The following is a 19,642-nucleotide window of genomic DNA, read 5'->3' on the forward strand; positions in this document are numbered from 1 at the left end:
GCCGGGCCTCAGCGCTCGATCGGTGCGTTCGGTTCGAGGGGGCTGACGGAGAACGTCAGCCCTCCGGCGTGCGCCACGATGGCGTCGCCCTTCAGGCGGACCGTGGGCGGCCCGGCGTCCGGCTGGAGGCTCGCGCCTTCCCGGGACGGGGTCTTCCACAGGACCCGGCCGTCGGCCTTCGACAGTGCCAGCAGCCGCCCGTGGCCGTTGACGAGGTACAGCGCTCCGTACTTCTCCGACAGCACCGGAGCGGACAGGCCCTCCACTTCCGTGTCGCGCCGCCACCGCGCCTCCCCGGTACGCGCCGAGACCGCGGTGACCGTGCCGTCGGCCCGTACCAGGTAGAGCATCCCGCCGATCAGCGGCGTCCGGTCGTCCGGTGTGACCCGGCCCTGCTTCGGCAGTGCCACGCGGCGGGACTCCCCGGTCGTGGTGTGCACCCTCAGCACGGAGGTGTAGTCGCCGGGTTCGTCCTGGGTGCCGCCGGAGTGTTCCAGCAGGACCAGCTCGGCCCCGTCGACGCCCACCGGGTTCGCGCGCGGCGGGACGGCGCCCACCTCACGCGCCTGGCCGGCCGGGCCGATGCGCCACAGCGTGCCCTCGACGGTCGGGTCGTTCGCCGGGAAGCAGCGGGTGTACAGGGCGCCGCCGCCGGACCACGGTATGCAGCTGTCGCCCTCGGGGATCGTGAAGCGCCAGGCCTCGGCGCCGTCTTCGGCGTTCATGGCGATGAGGTGCCGGCTGTTCACCGACAGGGCCACCACCCACTTCCCGAACGGGACCGCGCGGGAACCGTCGGCGACCGAGTGGGTCCACTCGAACTCGGCGCTGTCCGCGCTCAGGCCGGTCACCCACTGACGCACCTCGGTCGACCAGGAGGGGCCCTTCATGTCGTTGACCACCACGACGCCGTTCCGCACCATCACCGGGGCGGAGGACTCGATCCCCGCCGAGAACCGCCACCGGGTCTTCCCCGTGGCAGGGTCCAGCCGTGCGGCGGTGTAGCCCTGCCCGCCGCAGTACAGCGCCTCGGGTGGGGCCAGGCAGCCGCTGCGGCCGTCACCCCCTCCGGCCATCGGCTCCTGAGCCCGTACGGTGGTCAGCCACGGCCGCCAGCCCTGGGGCAGGGCCGGCGTGGGAGCGCGTGACGTGGTGGGCTCCGCGCGGTCCCCGTCCTCGCCGCCTCCTCCCGGCCGGAGCAGCACGGCCGTCGTCAGACCGGCCGCCGCCACGGCCACGGCCAGTGCGGCCAGCAGCGCCCGCCGCGGCCGTCGTGGTCGCCGTGGTGGGAGGGCGGGCGGCGGTGACGTGTCGCGCGGCAGGACTCCGGTCGGCAGGACTCCGGTCGGCAGGACTCCGGTTGGTACAACTCCGGTCGGCGGGACTCCGGTCGGTACAACTCCGGTCGGCGGGACTCCGGTCGGCACAACTCCGCTCGGAGGGAATCCGCTCGTCCCGAACGACGGCAACGCCTGGAACAGGGGCAGCAGTTCGGCGAGGCCGGGCCGCAGGCCGGGGTCCTTCTCCAGACACCGGGCCAGGATCGGACGCAGCACCTCCGGCACATCGTCCAGCACCGGCGCCGTGTGGACGACGTTGTACGCGGTCGTGTAGGAGCTCTCCGCGTCGAACGGCCCGTACCCGCACGCCGCGAACGTCAGTACGGCGGCCAGCGAGAACACGTCCGACGCGGGGCCGATGTCCCGCGCCGAGGCCAGCTGCTCGGGGGACATGTAGGGCGGGGTGCCCAGGGCCCGCCCGGTCGAGGTCAGCTTCTGGTGGTCCGCGACCCGGGATATGCCGAAGTCGATGACGCGCGGCCCGTCCTCGGCCATCAGGACGTTCGCCGGTTTCAGATCCCGGTGCACCACCCCGGCCCGGTGGATGTCCTGCAACGCCTCGCTCAGCCCGAGTGCCAGCACCCGCAACTCCGCACCGGCGAGGGGCCCTTCCTCCCCGACCCGCTGAGCCAGCGTCCGGCCCGGAACGTACAGCGTCGCCATCCACGGACGTACCGCCTCGGGGTCCGCGTCGACCACCGGCGCGGTGAACGCTCCGCTCACCCGCCGGGCTGCCGCGATCTCCTGCCGGAACCGCATCCGGAACTCTTCGTTCTCGGCGTACTGCTCGTGGACCACCTTCACGGCCACCCGCCGGCCGGACGCGGACCGGGCCAGATAGACCATGCCCATCCCGCCCGAACCGAGGCGGTCCAGCAGTTCGTAGCCGCCCACCATCGCCGGGTCGGCATCACTCAACGGCACCTGCCCCAGCTCCCCCGTCTACGTCCGATCGCACCTGCAACGTGTCCGAGCACACCCTAGAGGAGCGGAAACCGGGCCCGTGCAGGGCCTTCGGGGCGCTCCTGACTACTCCGTCAGGCTCTGGTGGAGTTCGCCGAGGATCTTGTCGGCGGCCGTGTAGCCGATGCCCTGGATCCACAACTGGTCGTCGACCGCGAAGACCTTGCCGTTCTTCACCGCGTCCATGTTCTTCCACAGGCCGCTGCCGGTGGTCTCCGTCTCCTTGGACTTCTTCGGGTCGCCGTACGTCGAGTGGAAGACCACGTCCGCGTCCGCGAGGTCGATCTTCTCGGGGCTGACGTCGTAGGAGAAGCCGTCCTTGGCCTTGTCCGTGATGGCCGGGCGGCCCAGGCCCACGTCGGCCAGGATCGTGGCGATGTAGTTCTGCTTGCCGTAGATGCGGATGTCCGCGCCCTCGACGAAGCGGACCATGTTGACCTCGGTCGCGGCGACCTTGTCCTTGCCGCCGAGCGCCTTCGTCACGTCCGCCACGTGGTTCGCGTAGTCGTCGACGACCATCTTCGCCTCGGTCTTCTTGCCGAGGGCCTCCGCGTGGACCTGGAAGTTCTCCTTCCAGGGGTAGCCGGTGTTCTCCGTCATCACGGTCGGCGCGATCTTGGACAGCTCGGCGTACTTGTCGCCGTGCCGGACCTTGCTCGTGAGGATGAGGTCGGGCTTCAGGGCGGCGATGGCCTCCAGGTTCGGGGTCATCATCTGGCCGACGTCCTTGACGCCGGTGAGCTGGTCCTTCGGCAGGTAGTTCAGGAAGCCCGACTTCACGTCCGCGTGGGTCGCACCGACCGGCTTCACGCCGAGGGTGAGGGCCGAGTCCAGTTCGGCGGTGTCCAGGACGACCACCCGCTCGGGAGCCTCCTTGACCTTCACGTCACCCATCGCCGTCTTGACCGTGCGGGTGGCTCCGGAGGAGGAACCGGAATCGGAGTCGGAGGTGGAGTCGTCGGACGAGCCGCAGGCGGCCAGGGCCAGTGCGGCGACCGTGGTCAGGGACACGGCGGCCAGGGTGCGGGGGCGGAAGCTGCGCGGGGTCATGGTTCAGAGGACCTTTCCGGGAGTCGGGGCAGTGGCGGAGCCGGCGGAGCCAGCGGAGGCGGGGGAGGAAGCGGAAGCGGAAGCGGAAGGGGGTGCGGCGGTCCAGGGGGCGCCCGGGACGACGAGCGGTGAACCCGTCACGGGGTCCGGGACGATCACCGCCTCCAGGCCGAAGACCTCGCGGACGAGCTCGGCGGTGACGACGTCCCCGGGCCGGCCCTCGGCGACGATCCGGCCCTCCTTCATGGCGACCAGCCGGTCCGCGTACCGGGCGGCCTGGTTGAGGTCATGAAGCACGGTGACGACGGTACGGCCCCGGGTGCCGTCCTCGGCCGGGGACGCCAACTGGCGTACCAGGTCCAGGACCTCCACCTGGTGCGCGATGTCGAGATACGTTGTCGGCTCGTCGAGCAGCAGCAGGTCGGTGTCCTGGGCCAGCGCCATCGCGATCCACACCCGCTGGCGCTGCCCGCCCGACAGCTCGTCCACCGACCGGTCGGCCAGCGCCGTCACATCCGTACGGGACATGGCGTCGGTCACCGCCCGCTCGTCCTCGTCCGACCACTGCTGCCACCAGCTCTGGTGCGGCTGGCGGCCCCGCGCGACCAGGTCCGAGACGGTGATCGCCTCGGGCGCCACCGGGGTCTGCGGGAGCAGCCCGATCGACCGGGCGATCTGCTTCGTCGGTATCCGCGCCAGCTCCGTGCCGTCCAGCAGGACCGCCCCGCCGCGCGGCTTCAGCAGGCGGCCGAGCGCCCGCAGGGTGGTGGACTTGCCGCAGGCGTTCGGGCCGACGATGACGGTGACCTGCCCGTCGGGCACGGTGAGGTCCAGCTCGTGGACCACGGTGCGGTCCTCGTACGCGAGGGTCAGGGCGCGTGCGGCGAGGCGGCCGGTCCGCTGTGCTGCGTCGGATGTCGTCGGGCTCATGCGGTGCCTCCACTGCGGCCGCGGTGACCGCGGATGATCAGCCAGATCAGATACGGGGCGCCGACCGCCGCCGTGAGGACGCCCACCGGCAGTTCGGTGGGCGAGAACAGCCTGCGGGCGAGCAGATCGCCGAAGACGACGATCACTGCACCCAGCAGCGCCGAGGACAGCAGGGGGATCTGCGCGGTCCGGGTCATCCGGCGGGCGATCTGCGGGGCGAGCAGCGCCACGAAGTCCACCGGGCCCGCCGTGCCCGTCGCCACGGACGCCAGGACCACGCCGAGGGCGACCAGCCCGAGCCGTACGCGCCCCAGGCGCACACCCAGCGCGGTGGCGGTGTCGTCGTCCATCGTGACGGTGCGCTGCGCGCGGGCCGCCCACGCGATGGCGGGCAGCAGGATCAGCAGCGTCCAGCCGATCGGGGCGGCCTCCGACCAGCCGCGCCCGTTCAGCGAACCGGTCATCCAGATCTGTGCCTGCTGGGCGACCAGGTAGTCGCCCTTGGTCAGGAACAGCGTGGTCACCGACCGCAGCGCGATGGCGAAACCGATGCCGATGAGCACGAAGCGGGTGGCGTGCAGACCGCCGCGCCAGGCGAAGACGTAGACCAGGGCCGCCGCCGCGATGCCGCCGATGACGGAGAGGTAGGGCAGGACGGTGTACGAGGTGATGCCGAAGGTCATCGCGCCGACCGTGAGCGCGCTCGCGCCCTGGCTGATGCCGATGATGTCGGGGCTGGCCAGCGGGTTGCGGGCGACCGTCTGGATCAGCGCCCCGGCGACCCCGAACGCGGCGCCGACCAGCAGCCCGACGACCATGCGCGGCAGCCGAAGCGTGCCCACGACCAGCTCGGCCGAGGACGGCTGCCCGAGGATCACCTTCACGACCTCGCCGGGTGCGACGAAGCTCTCGCCGACGCAGAGGTAGGCGACGCAGACGGCGGCCAGGAGGACGACCAGGACCGCCACGACGACGGAGGCCCGCCGGTGCAGCAGGAACCGGCCCCGCGGACCGGCTTTCACGACGGCGTATCCGGCGGGCCGGACCCGTACGGGCTTCACGGTCTTCTCGGGCGTACGGGTGACGCTCATGCCGGCACCGCCTTCCGGCGTACGAGGGCGACCAGGAACGGCACCCCGATCAGGGCCGTCATCACACCCGCCGGGACCTCGCTCGGCGGGAACACGATCCGGCCGACGACGTCCGAGACCAGCAGCATCACGGGCCCGATCAGCGCCGCCATGGGCAGCACCCAGCGGTGGTCGTTGCCGACGACCGCGCGGGCGATGTGCGGGACGGCGAGCCCGATGAACGCGATCGGCCCGGCGGCGGCGACCCCGACGCCGGTCAGCACGGTCGCCCCGAGGCCGCCGACGATCCGGACCGCCGCGACGTTCTGCCCGAGCCCCTTCGCCACGTCCTCGCCGAGCGCGAGCGCGTCCAGGCCGCGGGCGACGGAGAGCACGAGGACGGTGCCGAGGAGCAGGAACGGCCACACCTGCTGGACGACGTCCGCCTCCCGGCCCGCGATCGAGCCGACCTGCCAGAAGCGGAACTCGTCCAGCGCGGACGCCTTCGTCGTGAGGATCCCCATCGTCACCGAGACCAGCAGCGCGTTGATCGCCGCACCGCCGAGCGCGAGCTTCACCGGGGTCGCGCCGCCGCGCCCGCTGGAGGCGATGGCGTACACCGCGACCGAGGCGACGGCCGCGCCCGCGAAGGCGAACCACACATACCCGGTCAGCGTGTGGACCCCGGCGAACGCGATGGCCATCACCACCGCCACCGAGGCGCCCTGGCTGATGCCGAGGATGCCGGGGTCGGCGATCGGATTCCGGGTGATGCCCTGGAGCACCGTGCCCGCGAGCGCCAGTGCCGCGCCGACCATCAGCCCGATGAGCGTGCGCGGCACCCGCATCGTGCGGATCACCTCGGCGGCGTCGGAGTGCCCGCCGTGCAGCAGGGCGTCGAGGACCTCGCCCGGGGGGATCGAACGCGCGCCCACGGCGAGGCTCAGCAGGACCGCCAGCAGCAGGGCGACGACGGCCGCGGCCGTTGCGGTCGCGCGTCGGGAGAGGCGGGGTGCGCGGGGCACACCGGGTGGCGCGGCGGCCCGCACTGGTGCTGACGCTGACATCTGAACCAATCGAGACGGCCCGGTACGTGAGGGGGGTACGGGGCCGGGGCTGGTAAGGCTTGGCTAAGTACGGGCCTCAGTCTAGGCGGCGGAATTTCCGGTCCGACGGGGGCTTCGGGACCGGACCCGGCCGGTCGGCACAATGGCGGGCATGACGTCCAAGGCTCAGCACCCCCTTCAGCACCCTCTGACGGTCGGCTTCGATCTCGACATGACGCTCGTCGACTCCCGTCCCGGCATCGCCGCCGCCTACCGGGTCCTGGTCGCGGAGACGGGGGTGCCCATCGACATCGACCTGGTGGTGAGCCGCCTCGGGCCGCCGCTGGAGGCGGAGCTGGCCAATTGGTTCCCGGCAGCCGAGGTGCCCGCCGCCGCCGACCTCTACCGGGCGGCCTACCCCGACCACGCGATAGCCCCGAGCACGGCGCTCGCCGGGGCGCGGGAGTCGGTGGCCGCGGTGCGGGCGCTCGGCGGCCGGGCGATCGTCGTCACGGCGAAGAACGAGCCGCACGCGAAGCTGCACCTGTCGTACCTCGGGATCGAGCCGGACACGGTGATCGGCTCGCTGTGGGCGGAGGCGAAGGGCGAGGCGCTGCGCGAGCACGGCGCGCAGGTGTACGTCGGCGACCACACCGGCGACGTGCGCGGGGCACGGGTGGCCGGCGCACTGTCGCTCGGGGTGACGACGGGCCCGTGCGACGCGGCGGAGCTGCGGACGGCGGGCGCGGACGTGGTGCTGGAGGACCTGACGGGCTTCCCGGCCTGGCTGGCGGCCTTCGCCGAGGAACAGGCGGCGTAAGCGGTCGAGGAGCAGCCCGGGAACCTACGGGTTCGCGGCCCGCTTCGGCGAGTTCACCCAGGCCGAACGCACGACGCCCGCCCCGGCGATCAGGAACCCGACGCCCATCAGCATGCAGACGGCGTAGGCGACCGGAGGGAACGGGTCCGTGCCCAGGAACAGGGGGGCGACCGTGACCAGTGTGGCCAGTGCGCCGACGAAAAAGACGATCGCGCCGACCTGAACCAGCCGGTCACCTGCGCCTGAAGGAGTAGTACTCACCCGACCAGGGTAGTTCCCAGCCCGGAGGAACTCTCCGGCGACGTCTTGTCACCGGCCGTAGGGCCATTAGCCTGGAGCGGGCGGGTCACGGTGACCCGCTGTATTGCTATCCGGAGCCGTATCCCGGCTCTTCCGCACACCGACGAGTACGAGGACGAGGACAGACGTGCCCACCGGCAAGGTCAAGTGGTTCAACAACGAGAAGGGCTTCGGCTTTCTCTCCCGCGACGACGGCGGCGACGTCTTCGTCCACTCGTCGGTACTCCCTGCCGGAGTCGACGCACTCAAGCCCGGCCAGCGCGTGGAGTTCGGCGTGGTCGCGGGCCAGCGCGGCGACCAGGCCCTTTCCGTGGTGGTCCTCGACCCCACCCCGTCGGTCGCGGCCGCGCAGCGCCGTAAGCCGGACGAGCTGGCGTCGATCGTGCAGGACCTGACGACGGTGCTGGAGAACATCACGCCGCAGCTGGAGCGGGGCCGCTACCCCGACAAGGCCTCCGGTGCGAAGATCGCGGGCCTGCTGAGGGCGGTCGCCGACCAGCTCGACGTCTGACCCGAAGCGGTCGGCGGGCTCAGGGAAACGCCAGCGCGTCCGGGCCGAGGGGCGGTACGAGCCCCTCGGCGGCCGCGCGGGTCAGCAGGCCGCGGATCGCCGCGTAGCCGTCCTCGCCGAGGTCGGCGGTGAACTCGTTCACGTACAGGCCGATGTGCTGGTCCGCGACGGCCGGGTCCATCTCCTGGGCGTGCTCCTGGACGTACGGCCGGGAGACCTCCGGGTGGTCCCAGGCCATCCTGACCGAGCTGCGGATCGTGTCGGCCAGGTGGCGCAGGGTCTCCTCGCCGAGGGAGCGCTTGGCGATGATCGCGCCGAGGGGGATCGGGAGGCCCGTGGTGTCCTCCCAGTGGCGGCCCATGTCGGCCAGGTTGTGCAGACCGAAGTTCCGGTACGTGAAACGGGCCTCGTGGATGACCAGGCCGGCGTCGACCTTGCCGTCCCGTACGGCGGGCATGATCTCGTCGAACGGCATCACGACGACCTCGCCGACCCCGCCCGGGACCATCTCCGCCGCCCAGAGCCGGAACAGCAGGTACGCCGTCGAGCGCTCGCTCGGCACGGCGACGGTCCGGCCGGTCAGGTCGAGGCCCAGTTCCTTGGTGAGGACCAGCGGGCCGCAACCTCGGCCCAGCGCCCCGCCGCACGGCAGCAGGGCGTAGTCGTCGAGGACCCACGGCAGGACCGCGTACGACACTTTCAGGACGTCCAGCTCGCCGCGCTCGGCCATGCCGTTGGTGATGTCGATGTCGGCGAAGGTCACGGCCGGCGCGGGCGCGCCGGGGATCCTGCCGTGCGCCCAGGCGTCGAAGACGAAGGTGTCGTTGGGGCAGGGCGAGAAGGCGATCTCGATCGCTTCGTCGGCCGGGCCCGGGTTCGCTTCAGTGGTCATGCCGGTTCCAACCTTCCAGTACGGGTGCCGTCTTCCCGAACGCGTCCGTGAGCGCCGCCAGCGCGTCGCCGATGCGCCAGGCGTCCCGGTCGCGGGGGCCGACGGCGTTCGAGACGGCCCGCAGTTCCAGTACAGGCACGTCGGCCCGGGCGGCGGCCTCCGCGACCCCGAAGCCCTCCATCGCCTCGGCCAGCGCCCCCGGGTGCGCGGCGAGCAGGCCGGCGGCGCGTTCGGCGGTGCCGGTCACGGTGGAGACGGTGAGGACGGGGCCGGCGGTGGCGCCCGCGGCGGCCGCCACCTCGCGGACGAGCGCGGGCGGCGGGGCGAAGCGGTCCCGGCCGAAGCCGAGCGCGGTGACGGGACGGAAGCCGTCGGGGGTGTCGGCGCCCAGGTCGGCGGCGACGATGTCGCTCGCCACGACCAGCGAGCCGAGCGGGGTCAGCGGGGTGAACGCACCGCCGATCCCGGCCGAGACGACGAGGCCGTACGGGCCGGGGGCCGGCGGCTCGGCGGCCGTCGGGGCGAAGGCGGAGGCCGGGGCGAGGGCGGCAGCCAGGGCGAAGGCGGTGGCCGCGGCGGCGGCGGCGGGGCCCGCGCCGCCCGCCAGGACGTCGAACGCCCCGCAGCGGTGCACCTCGCCCCCCGGCAGCGCCACGGTCTCCGGGGTGCCCCCGAACGCACGCGTGACCGCGTCCCGTTCCACCGGGACAGCGGTCACGACGAGCACACGCACGGATTCAGCCTCAGGGTCGAGGACGGGGGGAGGAGCGAGGGGGCGCTCTTCGGGCGGCGGCGGTTCAGTCCTTCTTGAACTCGAACTGCCAGATGCCCGTGAGCTTCTTGCCCTTGGTCTCCACGATGGAGATGTTCGTCTTCTCGGCCGGCTTGCCCGTCTGGCTGGCGAAGAAGGCGTTGCCGGGGATCGTCCGGTAGGTCTTCTTGAACGGCTCCTGCTCGGCCTGCTGGCCGTTGATGAAGAGCGTCCAGCCGTTCTCGGCGATCTCGGGGTCGACGCCGAAGCGGACCTGGTCGTCCATGGAGACCTTGATGGTCTTCTCGGCCTTCTTGTTCAGGCAGCCCTGGATCAGGGACTCCTTGATCGCATCGCCGTCGTTGTAGCAGGCGGCCTCGGTGTTCACCGAGTCACTGCCGACCGTCACGGTGGCGAGCGGCGTCGGCTTGTCGCAGGCGGACAGGACAAGGAGTCCCGCGGACACGGCACCAAGAGCGACGCCGATTCGACGGCCCTTACCGGAGAAGAACGCAACGGTCATGGGCCGAAGGCTATCGGTCGCCTCCGCTCATGCCACGCGGGGGTGCGGCGTGCCGCGCCGCGCGGCCCCCAGGAGGCCCCGTACGGACGTGGCCGCGCCGAGCGCGAGAATGCCCGCGGCGACCGACATGCCGAGCACCGCGTTGAGCGGCAGGGCGATGCCGATGCCGCCGCCGACCACCCACGCCATCTGGAGCAATGTCTCGGACCGGGCGAACGCGGAGGTGCGGACCTCCTCGGGCACATCCCGCTGGATCATCGCGTCGAGCGACAGCTTGGAGAGGGCCTGGGTGAAGCCGGCGACCGCGCCGAGCGCGGCGACCAGCAGGGTGGAGAAGAAGACCGCGGCGAGGACCGCCACGCTCAGCGCGAGACCGAGCACCGTCGCGATGATCACCTCGGGCCCGCGGGCCCGGAGCCAGGACCCGACCGCCGTACCGCAGGCGTTGCCGACGCCCGCCGCCACGCCGACGATGCCGAGCGAGACCGCCGCGCTCTGCCCGGCCAGCGGGTGCTCGCGCAGCAGGAACGCCAGGAAGAAGATGAGGAAGCCGGAGAGGGCCCGGTGCGCGGCGTTGGCCTGGAGCCCGTGCAGGACGGACCCGCCGACGGACCGCAGGCCCGGCGGCCGCTCCCTGGCCGGTTTCTCCCCGTTGGATCCCTTGGATCCCTTGGCGCCTCCCTTGCGAAGGCCGGCGCGGGTGCTGCCCTTGCCGGGGGCGGGGCGCGGTACGGCCTCCTCGTCGTGGTGCGGGACGATCAGCCGCGCCCGGCGCTCGCCCTTCGCGGAGTCGACCTTGGGCGGCAGGGTGAAGGCGAGGAAGGTGCCCGCGACGAAAATCGCGCAGGCGCCGTAGAGCGGCCAGGGGGAGCCGATGGTCTGGAGGCCGGCCCCGATCGGGGCCGCCACCCCGGTAGCCAGCAGCCCGGCCAGGGTGACCCGGGAATTGGCCTTCACCAGGGAAAACTTCGGTGGCAGCAGACGTGGCACGACCGCGCTGCGCACCACGCCGTACGCCTTCGAGGAGACCAGGACGCCCAGTGCGGCCGGATACAGCTCCAGACCGCCCGTGGCGACCGCGCCCGACATGGTGATCGCCAGCAGCGCACGGGCCAGCATCGCGCCCGCCATCGCGGCGCGGCGGCCGTGCGGCAGGCGGTCCAGGAGCGGGCCGATCACCGGGGCGAGCAGGGTGAAGGGGGCCATGGTGATGGCGAGGTAGAGGGCCACCCGGCCCCGTGCCTCGTCCGTCGGCACGGAGAAGAAGACGGTGGAGGCGAGCGCGACCGTGATCATGACGTCGCCCGCGCCGTTCACCGCGTGCAGCTCGATGAGTTTGCCGAGGCCGGATTCGCCCGCGCCGTGGGCGTGCGTCGCCTTGCGGATACCGCGCGCCGTGCCGGTGAACGGGGCGCGCAGGGCATGGCCCGTCGCCCGTCCCGCCCTGCGGAGCGGGCCGGGACCGTCGTGCGACCTGGCGGCAGTCACCCCGTCATAGTGCCCCAACCCTGGCCGGAATGAACGGTGATCGGGTGCGGACGCGCGTGTGACGCCCTGTTGGACGCGCCGTCGGACGAGCGGTGCCGGTACCGCGCGCCGCTGTCCCTCCCGCCGCCTCCTGACCGGCGTCGGACCGTTGTCCGACCGATGTCGGACCGGTGTCGGACCGGCGTCGTACGCGCGTCGGCGGGAACCCGGCGGGAACGGATACGGCACGTTTGGGACGGGCAGGTGGGCGCAGAGCGGCGGAGAGGGTAGCGTGCGTAACGCGCCACCGGCGGTTGTTCTTGGCCGCGCGCCTCTCGGCGATCCCGCAGAATGGGTGGCAGAAGGCGCGCCCGAGGCAGGCACAACGGGTGTGGACGTCGACGCGGCCCTCAGGTCCGCTCCGCCCGCACTTGTCTGGCCGAAACGGCAATCGTGCAGCAGCTGGCGCGCTCGTGAGACTGGCGTATGGAGAGAAGCGAAGACCTGTGAGTGCTGCGACGACGACGCGAAGCCGTACGGCCCGTACCCCCGTTCCCGACCGCCTGTGTGCCGAGGCGGTCGGCCTCGCGCGCGCGGCCGCCGAGGAGGCCGCCGCACCCGGTGTGGTCGGTGAGCACATCGGCGTGGTCTCCGAGGGGGACCGGGTCGTCACCCACTACTTCGAGGCCAAGGAGCCCGGCTACCGGGGCTGGCGCTGGGCGGTGACGGTGGCGCGGGCCTCCCGCGCGAAGAACGTCACCCTGGACGAAACGGTGCTGCTGCCCGGCGCCGACGCGCTCCTGGCGCCGGAGTGGGTGCCGTGGAGCGAGCGGCTTCGCCCCGGCGACATGGGCCCGGGCGACCTGCTGCCCACCGAGGCGGAGGACCTGCGCCTGGAGCCCGGCTGGACCGGCGAGGACGAGCCGCCGCCGAACTCCGTGGTCTCCGAGGAGCTGGCGGAGCTGGTCGACTCGGAGGACGCCGAGCTGACCGACCGGCCGGTGGCCGCGACCAGCCGCGGATCCATCGCCGCGGTCGCGGACGAGCTCGGTACGCGCCGGGCGCGGGTGCTGTCGCGGTACGGGCTGTACGCGGCGGCCGACCGCTGGGACGAGGCGTTCGGCCCGAAGACGCCGATGGCCCAGGCGGCCCCGGCGACGTGTGTCAGCTGCGCGTTCCTGATCCCGATGGCGGGCTCGCTGAAGCAGGCCTTCGGGGTGTGCGCGAACGAGTTCGGTCCGGCGGACGGCCATGTGGTGTCGCTGGCGTACGGCTGCGGCGGGCACTCGGAGGCCGCGGTGATGCCGGTGCCGCCGAAGCCGGCGCCGCATGCGATGGACACGATGCGGGTGGACGCGTATTCGCTGCGGCCCGAGCGGGACGGGGGCTCCGTGCCGGATGAGGCGGACGGGGCTTCGGAGGACCTGGGCCACTCCTGAGGGTGCCGCTCACCGATGTCCTCAATCGCCGGACGGGCTTGATTTTCCGCGTGCGGCGGTGACCACGTTTTCAGCCTGTCCGGCGTTTGAGGACGGAACCGTCGACGTGGTGTCGCTTGCCGCTGCGGGGCGCTGTGCCCAAGGTCCCTGTCCTCTGTGCCCGCTCACCTGAGCAAGGGTTCCGTCCTCAAACGCCGGACGGGCTGAGAGTGCCGCCGGACGGGCTGGGGATGGTGCGGTACGGCCGGGGCGGCGGGCGCGGTACCTTCGGGCGCACACTGGGCGGCACGGGCATCCGCGCGCCCGACCGACACAGCGGACGGAGTCGAGACCGTGAGCATGAAGGCGACCGAGGGGGCCGATCCGTTCGGGACGGCACGGCTGCGGCGCGGCGTGCTCGACGCGTGGGGCGCCGGGCCCGCCCGGTTCCGGGAGGACGCCAACGCCGAGGAGGACCTCGCGCTCGGCGGCTACCGCGACCGGCTCGTCGTCGAGCTGGCCCAGAACGCCGCCGACGCCGCCGCCCGCGCGGGCGCCCCCGGCCGGCTCCGCCTCACCCTGCACCCCGCCGCCCCCGGCGACCCGGACGGCCGCTGCGTGCTGGCCGCCGCCAACACCGGCGCACCCCTCGACGCGACCGGCGTCGAGTCGCTCTCCACCCTGCGCGCCTCCGCCAAGCGCGAGGGCCACGAGTCCTCCGTCGGCCGCTTCGGCGTCGGGTTCGCCGCCGTCCTCGCGGTCAGCGACGAGCCCGCGGTGCTCGGCCTCCACGGCGGTGTGCGCTGGTCCCTGGCCGAGGCGCGCGAGCTGGCCCGGGCGGCGTCCGTCGGCAGCCCCGGCCTCGGCGACGAGCTGCGCCGCCGCGACGGACACGTACCGCTGCTGCGCCTGCCGCTGCCCGCCGAGGGCTCCGCGCCCCAGGGGTACGACACCGTCGTCGTGCTGCCGCTGCGCGACGGCACCGCCGAGGACCTGGTGGCCCGGCTGCTGGCGGCCGTGGACGACGCGCTGCTGCTCACGCTGCCCGGCCTGGACGAGGTCGTCATCGAGACCCCGGACGGTACGCGGACCCTGCGCCGTTCGGTCCACGGCCCGTACACGCACATCGACGACTCCGCGCGCGGCCTGGGCCGCTGGCGCACCGTCTTCCACCACGGGCCCGTCGAGCCCGCCCTGCTCGCCGACCGGCCGGTCGAGGAGCGGCTGCGCCCGCACTGGTCGGTCACCTGGGCGGTGCCGGTCGACGAGGCGGGCGCCCCGCTCCACCCCCGTACGGCACCGGTCGTGCACGCCCCGACGCCCACCGACGAACCGCTCGGCATCCCCGCCCTGCTCATCGCCTCGCTCCCGCTGGACACCGCCCGCAGGCACCCCGCGCCGGGGCCGCTGACGGACTTCCTGGTGGAGCGGGCGGCCGACGCGTACGCGGAGCTGCTGGGCGCCTGGCGGCCGGTGTCGACCGGGACCATCGACCTGGTGCCGGGGCCCCTCGGCAAGGGCGGTCTGGACGGGGCCCTGCGCGGAGCGATCCTCGCCCGGCTGCCGCGCGTCGCGTTCCTGGAGCCCGCCGCGCCCCGTGACCCCGAGGCGGAGAACGGCTGGGGCGACGACTGGGACCGTACGGAGAGCGCCGCCTCCGACACCGCCGCCCTGCGGCCCGTCGAGGCCGAGGTCGTCGAGGGGGTCGGGGCCGAGACCGTACGGGTGCTCGCCGAGGTGCTGCCCTGTCTGCTGCCCGCCGGGCTGGAGCGCCGCACCGAACTGCGCACCCTCGGCGTCGCCCGCGTACCGCTGACCGAGGCCATCGACCGGCTCGCCGGTCTGGAGCGCGACCCCGCCTGGTGGTACCGGCTCTACGACAGCCTCGCGGGCACCGACCCCGACCGGCTCACCGGCCTGCCGGTCCCGCTCGCGGGCGACCCGGACGACGAGCGGGCGGGCCGCCCGCCGCGCACCGCGATCGGGCCGCGCCAGATCCTGCTGCCGCTTCCGGACGGGCTCACCGGCCCGGTCCTCGCCCGCCTCTCCCGGCTCGGGCTCAAGGTCGCCCACCCGGACGCCGCGCACCCGCTGCTGGAGAAGCTCGGGGCCCTGCCCGCCACGCCCCGCGCCGTGCTGACGACCCCGCAGGTGCGGGCGGCCGTGGCCGGTTCGCTGGACGCGGGGGAGATCTGGGACGAGGACGCGCTCGACGGCGACGAGCTGGCCGAGACCGTGCTCACCCTCGTCCGGGACGCCGAGCTGGCCCCCGGCGACGAACCGTGGCTCGGCGCGCTCGCCCTCCCCGACGAGGAGGGTGAGCCCGCCCCCGCCGGTGAACTGGTCCTCCCGGGAAGTGCGTTCGCCCAGGTCATGCGGGAAGGGGAACTCGCCCTCGCCGACCAGGAGTTGGCCGACCGCTGGGGCGAGGGCCCGCTCACCGCCTGCGGGGTGCTCGCCACCTTCGCCCTCGTCCGGGCCAACGACGTCGTCCTGGACCCGGACGAACTGGAGCCCCGCGACAGCGACTTCGCCGAACCGGACGACGCCGGGCTGCTGGACGCCGTCGACGTCTGGTGCGAGGACCTCCTCGACCAGCTGCCCGAGACCCCGGTGCCGCCCGTGGCCACCGAGATCGTCGCCGTACGGGATCTCGACCTGGTCGACGACGACGCCTGGCCGCAGGCACTCGCGATGCTCGCGCGGCCGCCGCTGCGCGACGCGCTGACGCAGCCCGTGCGGGTGCTGCTGCCGGACGGGACGACGCAGTCCGTGCGCCCGTACACGGCGTGGTGGCTGCGCGACCACCCCGTGCTCGACGGCCGCCGCCCGGCCGGACTGCGCGCGGCGGGCGGCGACCTCCGGCTGGCCGGGCTCTACGACGCGGTGGACGCCACCGGCTTCGACGACACCGAAGTGCTGCGGGCGCTGGGGGTGCGCACCTCGGTGGCCGCGCTCCTGGACGAGCCGGGCGGTGCGGCCGAGCTGCTGGGCCGGCTCGCCGACGAGGACCGCCCCGTCACCCCCGTACAGCTGCACGCGCTCTACACGGCCCTCGCCGAACTGGACCCGGACCAGGTGACGTTGCCGGACGAACTGCGCGCGGTGGTGGACGGCGAGGTGACGGTGGTCGACGCGGCGGACGCCGTGATCGCGGACGCCCCCGACGTGCTGCCGCTCACGGCGGGCCTGCCCCTGCTCCCCGTAGCGCCTTCCCGGGCCGCCGAGTTGGCCGATCTGCTCCAGGTGCGGCGGCTCGGCGAGACGATCGAGGCGGGTGTGACGAGCGAGGGCGAGGAGCACCGCGTACCGGAGTCGGTCCGGGTCCTGCTCGGCCCCGGCACCCCGGACACGTACATCGAGCACCCCGAACTCCGGGCGGGCGGCGTCGAACTGGACTGGCGCCGCACCCCGGACGGGGTCGTCCACGCCGCGACCCTGGAGGGCGTGGCGGCCGGTCTGGCCTGGGCGGCGGGCCAGTGGCCCCGCCGCTTCGAGGTCGCGGCCCTGCTGGAGGACCCGTCCCGTACGGAGGAGCTGGCCCGGGACCGCTGGTTCGACTGAGTCGCCTCCAGGGGCCTCCGGGCTTCCCCGCTCTCCGCATCCCTACATCCCGAAGCGTCGCCCCACCCAGCGCCAGGTGAACTCCAGCAGCGCGGCCGCCGCCACCGCGATGCCGACCGCCGTCCACGGCATCGGCGCGCCCACCAGCTTCAGCGCGAAGAAGTCCTGGAGCCACGGCACCACGAGCACGATCAGGAAGCCGAGCCCCATCGCCGCCACCAGGCCGATGCGCCACCAGGTGTACGGGCGGGCGATGATCGCCAGGACCCACATGGAGACCAGGAACAGCGTCAGCGTCGCCGCGCTCGTCTCGGCCTCCAGCGCGCCCTCGCCGCTGTAGTAGTGCCGCGCCACGAGGTACGTCGTGAAGGTGGCCGTCGCCGCGATGATGCCCGAGGGGATCGCGTACCGCATCACGCGGCGTACGAAGTGGGGCTGGGCGCGCTCCTTGTTGGGCGCGAGCGCGAGGAAGAACGCCGGGACGCCGATGGTCAGCGTCGACAGCAGGGTCAGATGCCTCGGCAGGAACGGGTACTCCACCTGGGTGCAGACCACCAGGATCGCCAGCAGCACCGAGTAGACCGTCTTGGTCAGGAAGAGGGTGGCGACCCGGGTGATGTTGCCGATCACCCGGCGGCCCTCGGCGACCACCGAGGGCAGCGTCGCGAAGCTGTTGTTCAGCAGCACGATCTGCGCCACCGCGCGCGTCGCCTCCGAGCCCGAGCCCATCGAGACGCCGATGTCGGCGTCCTTGAGGGCCAGCACGTCGTTCACGCCGTCGCCGGTCATCGCGACCGTGTGGCCGCGTGACTGGAGGGCGGCCACCATGTCCCGCTTCTGCTGCGGGGTGACCCGGCCGAAGACCGCGTTCTGCTCCATGGCCGTGGCCATCTCGTCCGGGTCGGTGGGCAGCCGGCGGGCGTCCAGGGTGTTCTCGGCGCCCGCGAGGCCCAGCTTTCCGGCGACCGCGCCGACCGAGACCGCGTTGTCGCCGGAGATGACCTTGGTGGCCACGTTCTGGTCGGCGAAGTAGGCGAGCGTCTCGCCCGCGTCGGGGCGCAGCCGCTGCTCCAGGACCACCAGGGCGGTGGGGGCGGCTCCGGCGGCCGCGCCGGGCGCGTTCAGGTCGCCCCGCACCCGGGCCAGCAGCAGTACCCGCAGGCCCTGCTGGTTGAGGTGCTCGATCTCGGTGAGGGTCGCGTCGTCCTCGGACAGCAGGACGTCGGGGGCGCCGAGCAGCCAGGCGGAGGCCGTTCCGTCGGCCTCCTCGAACGCCGCGCCGCTGTACTTGCGGGCGGAGGAGAACGGCATCGCGTCGGTGACCGTCCAGGCGGCACCGTCCCCCTGCGGGTACGCGTCGATGATGGCCTGGAGGCTGGCGTTGGGCCGGGAGTCCGAGGCGCCGAACGTCCGCAGTACCTCCTTGACGTACGCCTCGTCGCTCCCGTTCAGCGGCCGGACCTCGGTGACGTCCATGCCGCCCTCGGTGAGGGTGCCCGTCTTGTCCAGGCAGACCACGTCGACCCGGGCGAGGCCCTCGATGGCGGGCAGCTCCTGCACCAGGCACTGCTTGCGGCCCAGGCGTACGACGCCGATGGCGAAGGCCACCGAGGTCAGCAGGACGAGCCCCTCGGGGATCATCGGGACGATGCCGCCGACGGTCCGGGCGACGGAGTCCTTGAAGTTGTTGTCCTTCACGACGAGCTGGCTGATGATCAGCCCGATCGCCGTCGGCACCATCATCCAGGTGACGTACTTCAGGATCGTGCTGATGCCGCTGCGCAGCTCGGAGTGGACGAGCGTGAAGCGCGACGCCTCCTCGGCGAGCTGGGCGGCGTACGCCTCGCGGCCCACCTTGGTCGCGGTGAACGCGCCGCCGCCCGCGACGACGAAGCTGCCCGACATCACCGGGTCGCCCGCCCGCTTGAGCACCGGGTCGGCCTCGCCGGTGAGCAGCGACTCGTCGATCTCCAGGCTGTCGGCCTCGGCGACCGTGCCGTCCACGACCACCTTGTCGCCGGGGCCCAGCTCGACCAGGTCGCCGAGGACGATCTCGGAGGTGGAGATCTCGGCGGCGACCCCGTCGCGCCGCACGGTCGGCTTCGCTTCGCCGATCACCGCGAGGCTGTCCAGGGTCTTCTTGGCCCGCCACTCCTGGATGATGCCGATGCCGGTGTTGGCGACGATCACGAAGCCGAAGAGGCTGTCCTGGATCGGCGCGACGAACAGCATGATCACCCAGAGCACGCCGATGATCAGGTTGAACCGGGTGAAGACATTGGCCCGCACGATCTCGGTGACCGAGCGCGAGGACCGCACGGGTACGTCGTTGACCTCACCGCGCGCGACCCGTTCGGCGACCTCGGCGGTGCTCAGACCGTCGGGTCGGTGGGGCGGCGGCGGTGGCTCCATGGGGTGCACGGGATCGAGTTCCGCCCCCGCGTCGATCATGGCCGGCCGGGAGGGTCCGGGGGTCTGCTCCCCGGAGGAATCGAGTGCCCGCTGCGTCATGGGTCAGACGTTACGGGGGTGCGTGTCGGATCACCCACCGGGAGGGGCGAAGATCCGACCAGGGGAGGACCAAGTCGGTCCCGTGGTCGTACGGGTCGGCTCGTGGTCGTACGGGTCGGCCCGTGCTCGTACGGGTCGGTCCCGCCGGCCGGCACCGGAAACGGGCCGGTGGGTTCAGCGGCCCAGCGCGTCGTCCGCCGCCTCGGCCCCGGCGGCGTCCTTGGCCTCGACCCGGGCCGCGTGCCGCTTGAGGGCGGCGTCGCGCCCGCGGACGTACCAGATCCCGATCAGGCCCAGTCCGGCGCCGGCCAGCGGCGTCCACACCCACCAGGTGTGGCCGCGGTCGGCGAACCAGCCGTAGAAGGGGAGCTGGGCGAGGAAGAGGACGAACCAGAGGATCGTGCCGCCGACGACGGTGGCGACGACGGGGCCCTCCAGGGGTTCGGGCGCCTCGTGCTTCGGTGTCCACTTCTCCATGGGTTCAGT

The 19,642-nt window shown here is 73.1% G+C and carries 16 protein-coding genes; 4 read left to right on the top strand and 12 right to left on the bottom strand.

The window, feature by feature from the left end; translation table 11 throughout:
• Window positions 1-8: 8 nt before the first annotated feature.
• The 5 genes from ACIQPT_RS20820 to ACIQPT_RS20840 form a co-directional block, all read right to left on the bottom strand.
• Window positions 9-2,264, bottom strand: coding sequence for a protein kinase (locus ACIQPT_RS20820; RefSeq protein ID WP_401157365.1), 2,256 nt, complete (start codon window positions 2,262-2,264; stop codon window positions 9-11).
• Between the two features lie 105 nt (window positions 2,265-2,369).
• Entirely contained in the window at window positions 2,370-3,353 is a 984-nt protein-coding gene (locus tag ACIQPT_RS20825; RefSeq protein WP_401157366.1) for an ABC transporter substrate-binding protein, read from the bottom strand.
• A gap of 3 nt (window positions 3,354-3,356) precedes the next feature.
• A complete protein-coding gene (locus tag ACIQPT_RS20830; protein WP_401157367.1) occupies window positions 3,357-4,283 on the bottom strand; it encodes an ABC transporter ATP-binding protein in 927 nt (308 codons plus the stop codon).
• Window positions 4,280-5,374, bottom strand: a complete 1,095-nt coding sequence (locus ACIQPT_RS20835; protein WP_401157368.1) for a FecCD family ABC transporter permease — start codon at window positions 5,372-5,374, stop codon at window positions 4,280-4,282. The genes ACIQPT_RS20830 and ACIQPT_RS20835 overlap by 4 nt, the downstream gene beginning before the upstream one ends.
• Window positions 5,371-6,420, bottom strand: coding sequence for a FecCD family ABC transporter permease (locus ACIQPT_RS20840; protein ID WP_401157369.1), 1,050 nt, complete (start codon window positions 6,418-6,420; stop codon window positions 5,371-5,373). Before ACIQPT_RS20840 ends, ACIQPT_RS20835 begins: the two co-directional genes overlap by 4 nt.
• A gap of 151 nt (window positions 6,421-6,571) precedes the next feature.
• On the opposite strand from ACIQPT_RS20840, the gene ACIQPT_RS20845 reads away from it, so the two are divergent.
• The gene (locus ACIQPT_RS20845; protein WP_401157370.1) at window positions 6,572-7,219 is read left to right on the top strand and encodes an HAD family hydrolase; all 648 of its coding nucleotides are present in this window, start codon (window positions 6,572-6,574) and stop codon (window positions 7,217-7,219) included.
• 24 nt (window positions 7,220-7,243) lie between these two features.
• Here the strand turns inward: ACIQPT_RS20845 and ACIQPT_RS20850 are convergent, their stop codons facing one another.
• Window positions 7,244-7,480, bottom strand: a complete 237-nt coding sequence (locus ACIQPT_RS20850) for a hypothetical protein (RefSeq protein ID WP_352239484.1) — start codon at window positions 7,478-7,480, stop codon at window positions 7,244-7,246.
• 166 nt (window positions 7,481-7,646) lie between these two features.
• Between ACIQPT_RS20850 and ACIQPT_RS20855 the strand changes: the two genes are divergently transcribed.
• Window positions 7,647-8,030 (top strand): cold-shock protein, encoded by a 384-nt coding sequence (locus ACIQPT_RS20855; RefSeq protein ID WP_401157371.1) that lies wholly within the window; start codon window positions 7,647-7,649, stop codon window positions 8,028-8,030.
• A gap of 19 nt (window positions 8,031-8,049) precedes the next feature.
• On the opposite strand, the gene ACIQPT_RS20860 is transcribed toward ACIQPT_RS20855, so the two are convergent.
• The 4 genes from ACIQPT_RS20860 to ACIQPT_RS20875 all read right to left on the bottom strand — a co-directional run bounded on the left by ACIQPT_RS20860 (window position 8,050) and on the right by ACIQPT_RS20875 (window position 11,684).
• Window positions 8,050-8,922, bottom strand: coding sequence for a 1,4-dihydroxy-6-naphthoate synthase (locus tag ACIQPT_RS20860; RefSeq protein ID WP_401157372.1), 873 nt, complete (start codon window positions 8,920-8,922; stop codon window positions 8,050-8,052).
• Window positions 8,912-9,655 carry a futalosine hydrolase gene (locus tag ACIQPT_RS20865; RefSeq protein WP_401157373.1) on the bottom strand — a complete coding sequence of 248 codons (744 nt, stop codon included), beginning with the start codon at window positions 9,653-9,655 and terminating at the stop codon, window positions 8,912-8,914. The genes ACIQPT_RS20860 and ACIQPT_RS20865 overlap by 11 nt, the downstream gene beginning before the upstream one ends.
• Window positions 9,656-9,719: 64 nt before the next feature.
• On the bottom strand, window positions 9,720-10,196 hold the full coding sequence (locus tag ACIQPT_RS20870) for a DUF2771 domain-containing protein (protein WP_401157374.1): 477 nt from the start codon (window positions 10,194-10,196) through the stop codon (window positions 9,720-9,722).
• Window positions 10,197-10,223: 27 nt separating this feature from the next.
• A complete protein-coding gene (locus tag ACIQPT_RS20875) occupies window positions 10,224-11,684 on the bottom strand; it encodes an MFS transporter (RefSeq protein WP_401157375.1) in 1,461 nt (486 codons plus the stop codon).
• Window positions 11,685-12,169: 485 nt separating this feature from the next.
• Here ACIQPT_RS20875 and ACIQPT_RS20880 point away from each other — a divergent pair, with 485 nt between their 5' ends.
• Together ACIQPT_RS20880 and ACIQPT_RS20885 are read left to right on the top strand one after the other, a co-directional pair.
• Window positions 12,170-13,102, top strand: coding sequence for a DUF3027 domain-containing protein (locus tag ACIQPT_RS20880; RefSeq protein ID WP_401157376.1), 933 nt, complete (start codon window positions 12,170-12,172; stop codon window positions 13,100-13,102).
• 339 nt (window positions 13,103-13,441) lie between these two features.
• Window positions 13,442-16,645, top strand: a complete 3,204-nt coding sequence (locus tag ACIQPT_RS20885) for a sacsin N-terminal ATP-binding-like domain-containing protein (RefSeq protein ID WP_401157552.1) — start codon at window positions 13,442-13,444, stop codon at window positions 16,643-16,645.
• A 42-nt stretch (window positions 16,646-16,687) separates the two neighbouring features.
• On the opposite strand, the gene ACIQPT_RS20890 is transcribed toward ACIQPT_RS20885, so the two are convergent.
• Both ACIQPT_RS20890 and ACIQPT_RS20895 read right to left on the bottom strand, forming a co-directional pair.
• Window positions 16,688-19,156: an HAD-IC family P-type ATPase gene (locus ACIQPT_RS20890; RefSeq protein ID WP_401157377.1), complete on the bottom strand. Its 2,469-nt coding sequence runs from the start codon at window positions 19,154-19,156 to the stop codon at window positions 16,688-16,690.
• 174 nt (window positions 19,157-19,330) lie between these two features.
• Complete coding sequence (locus ACIQPT_RS20895) at window positions 19,331-19,633, bottom strand: DUF2530 domain-containing protein (protein WP_401157378.1); 303 nt, start codon at window positions 19,631-19,633, stop codon at window positions 19,331-19,333.
• Between the last annotated feature and the right edge of the window lie 9 nt (window positions 19,634-19,642).

The sequence above is a fragment of the Streptomyces sp. NPDC091289 genome (genome assembly GCF_044757365.1).
Taxonomy (GTDB): Bacteria; Actinomycetota; Actinomycetes; order Streptomycetales; family Streptomycetaceae; genus Streptomyces.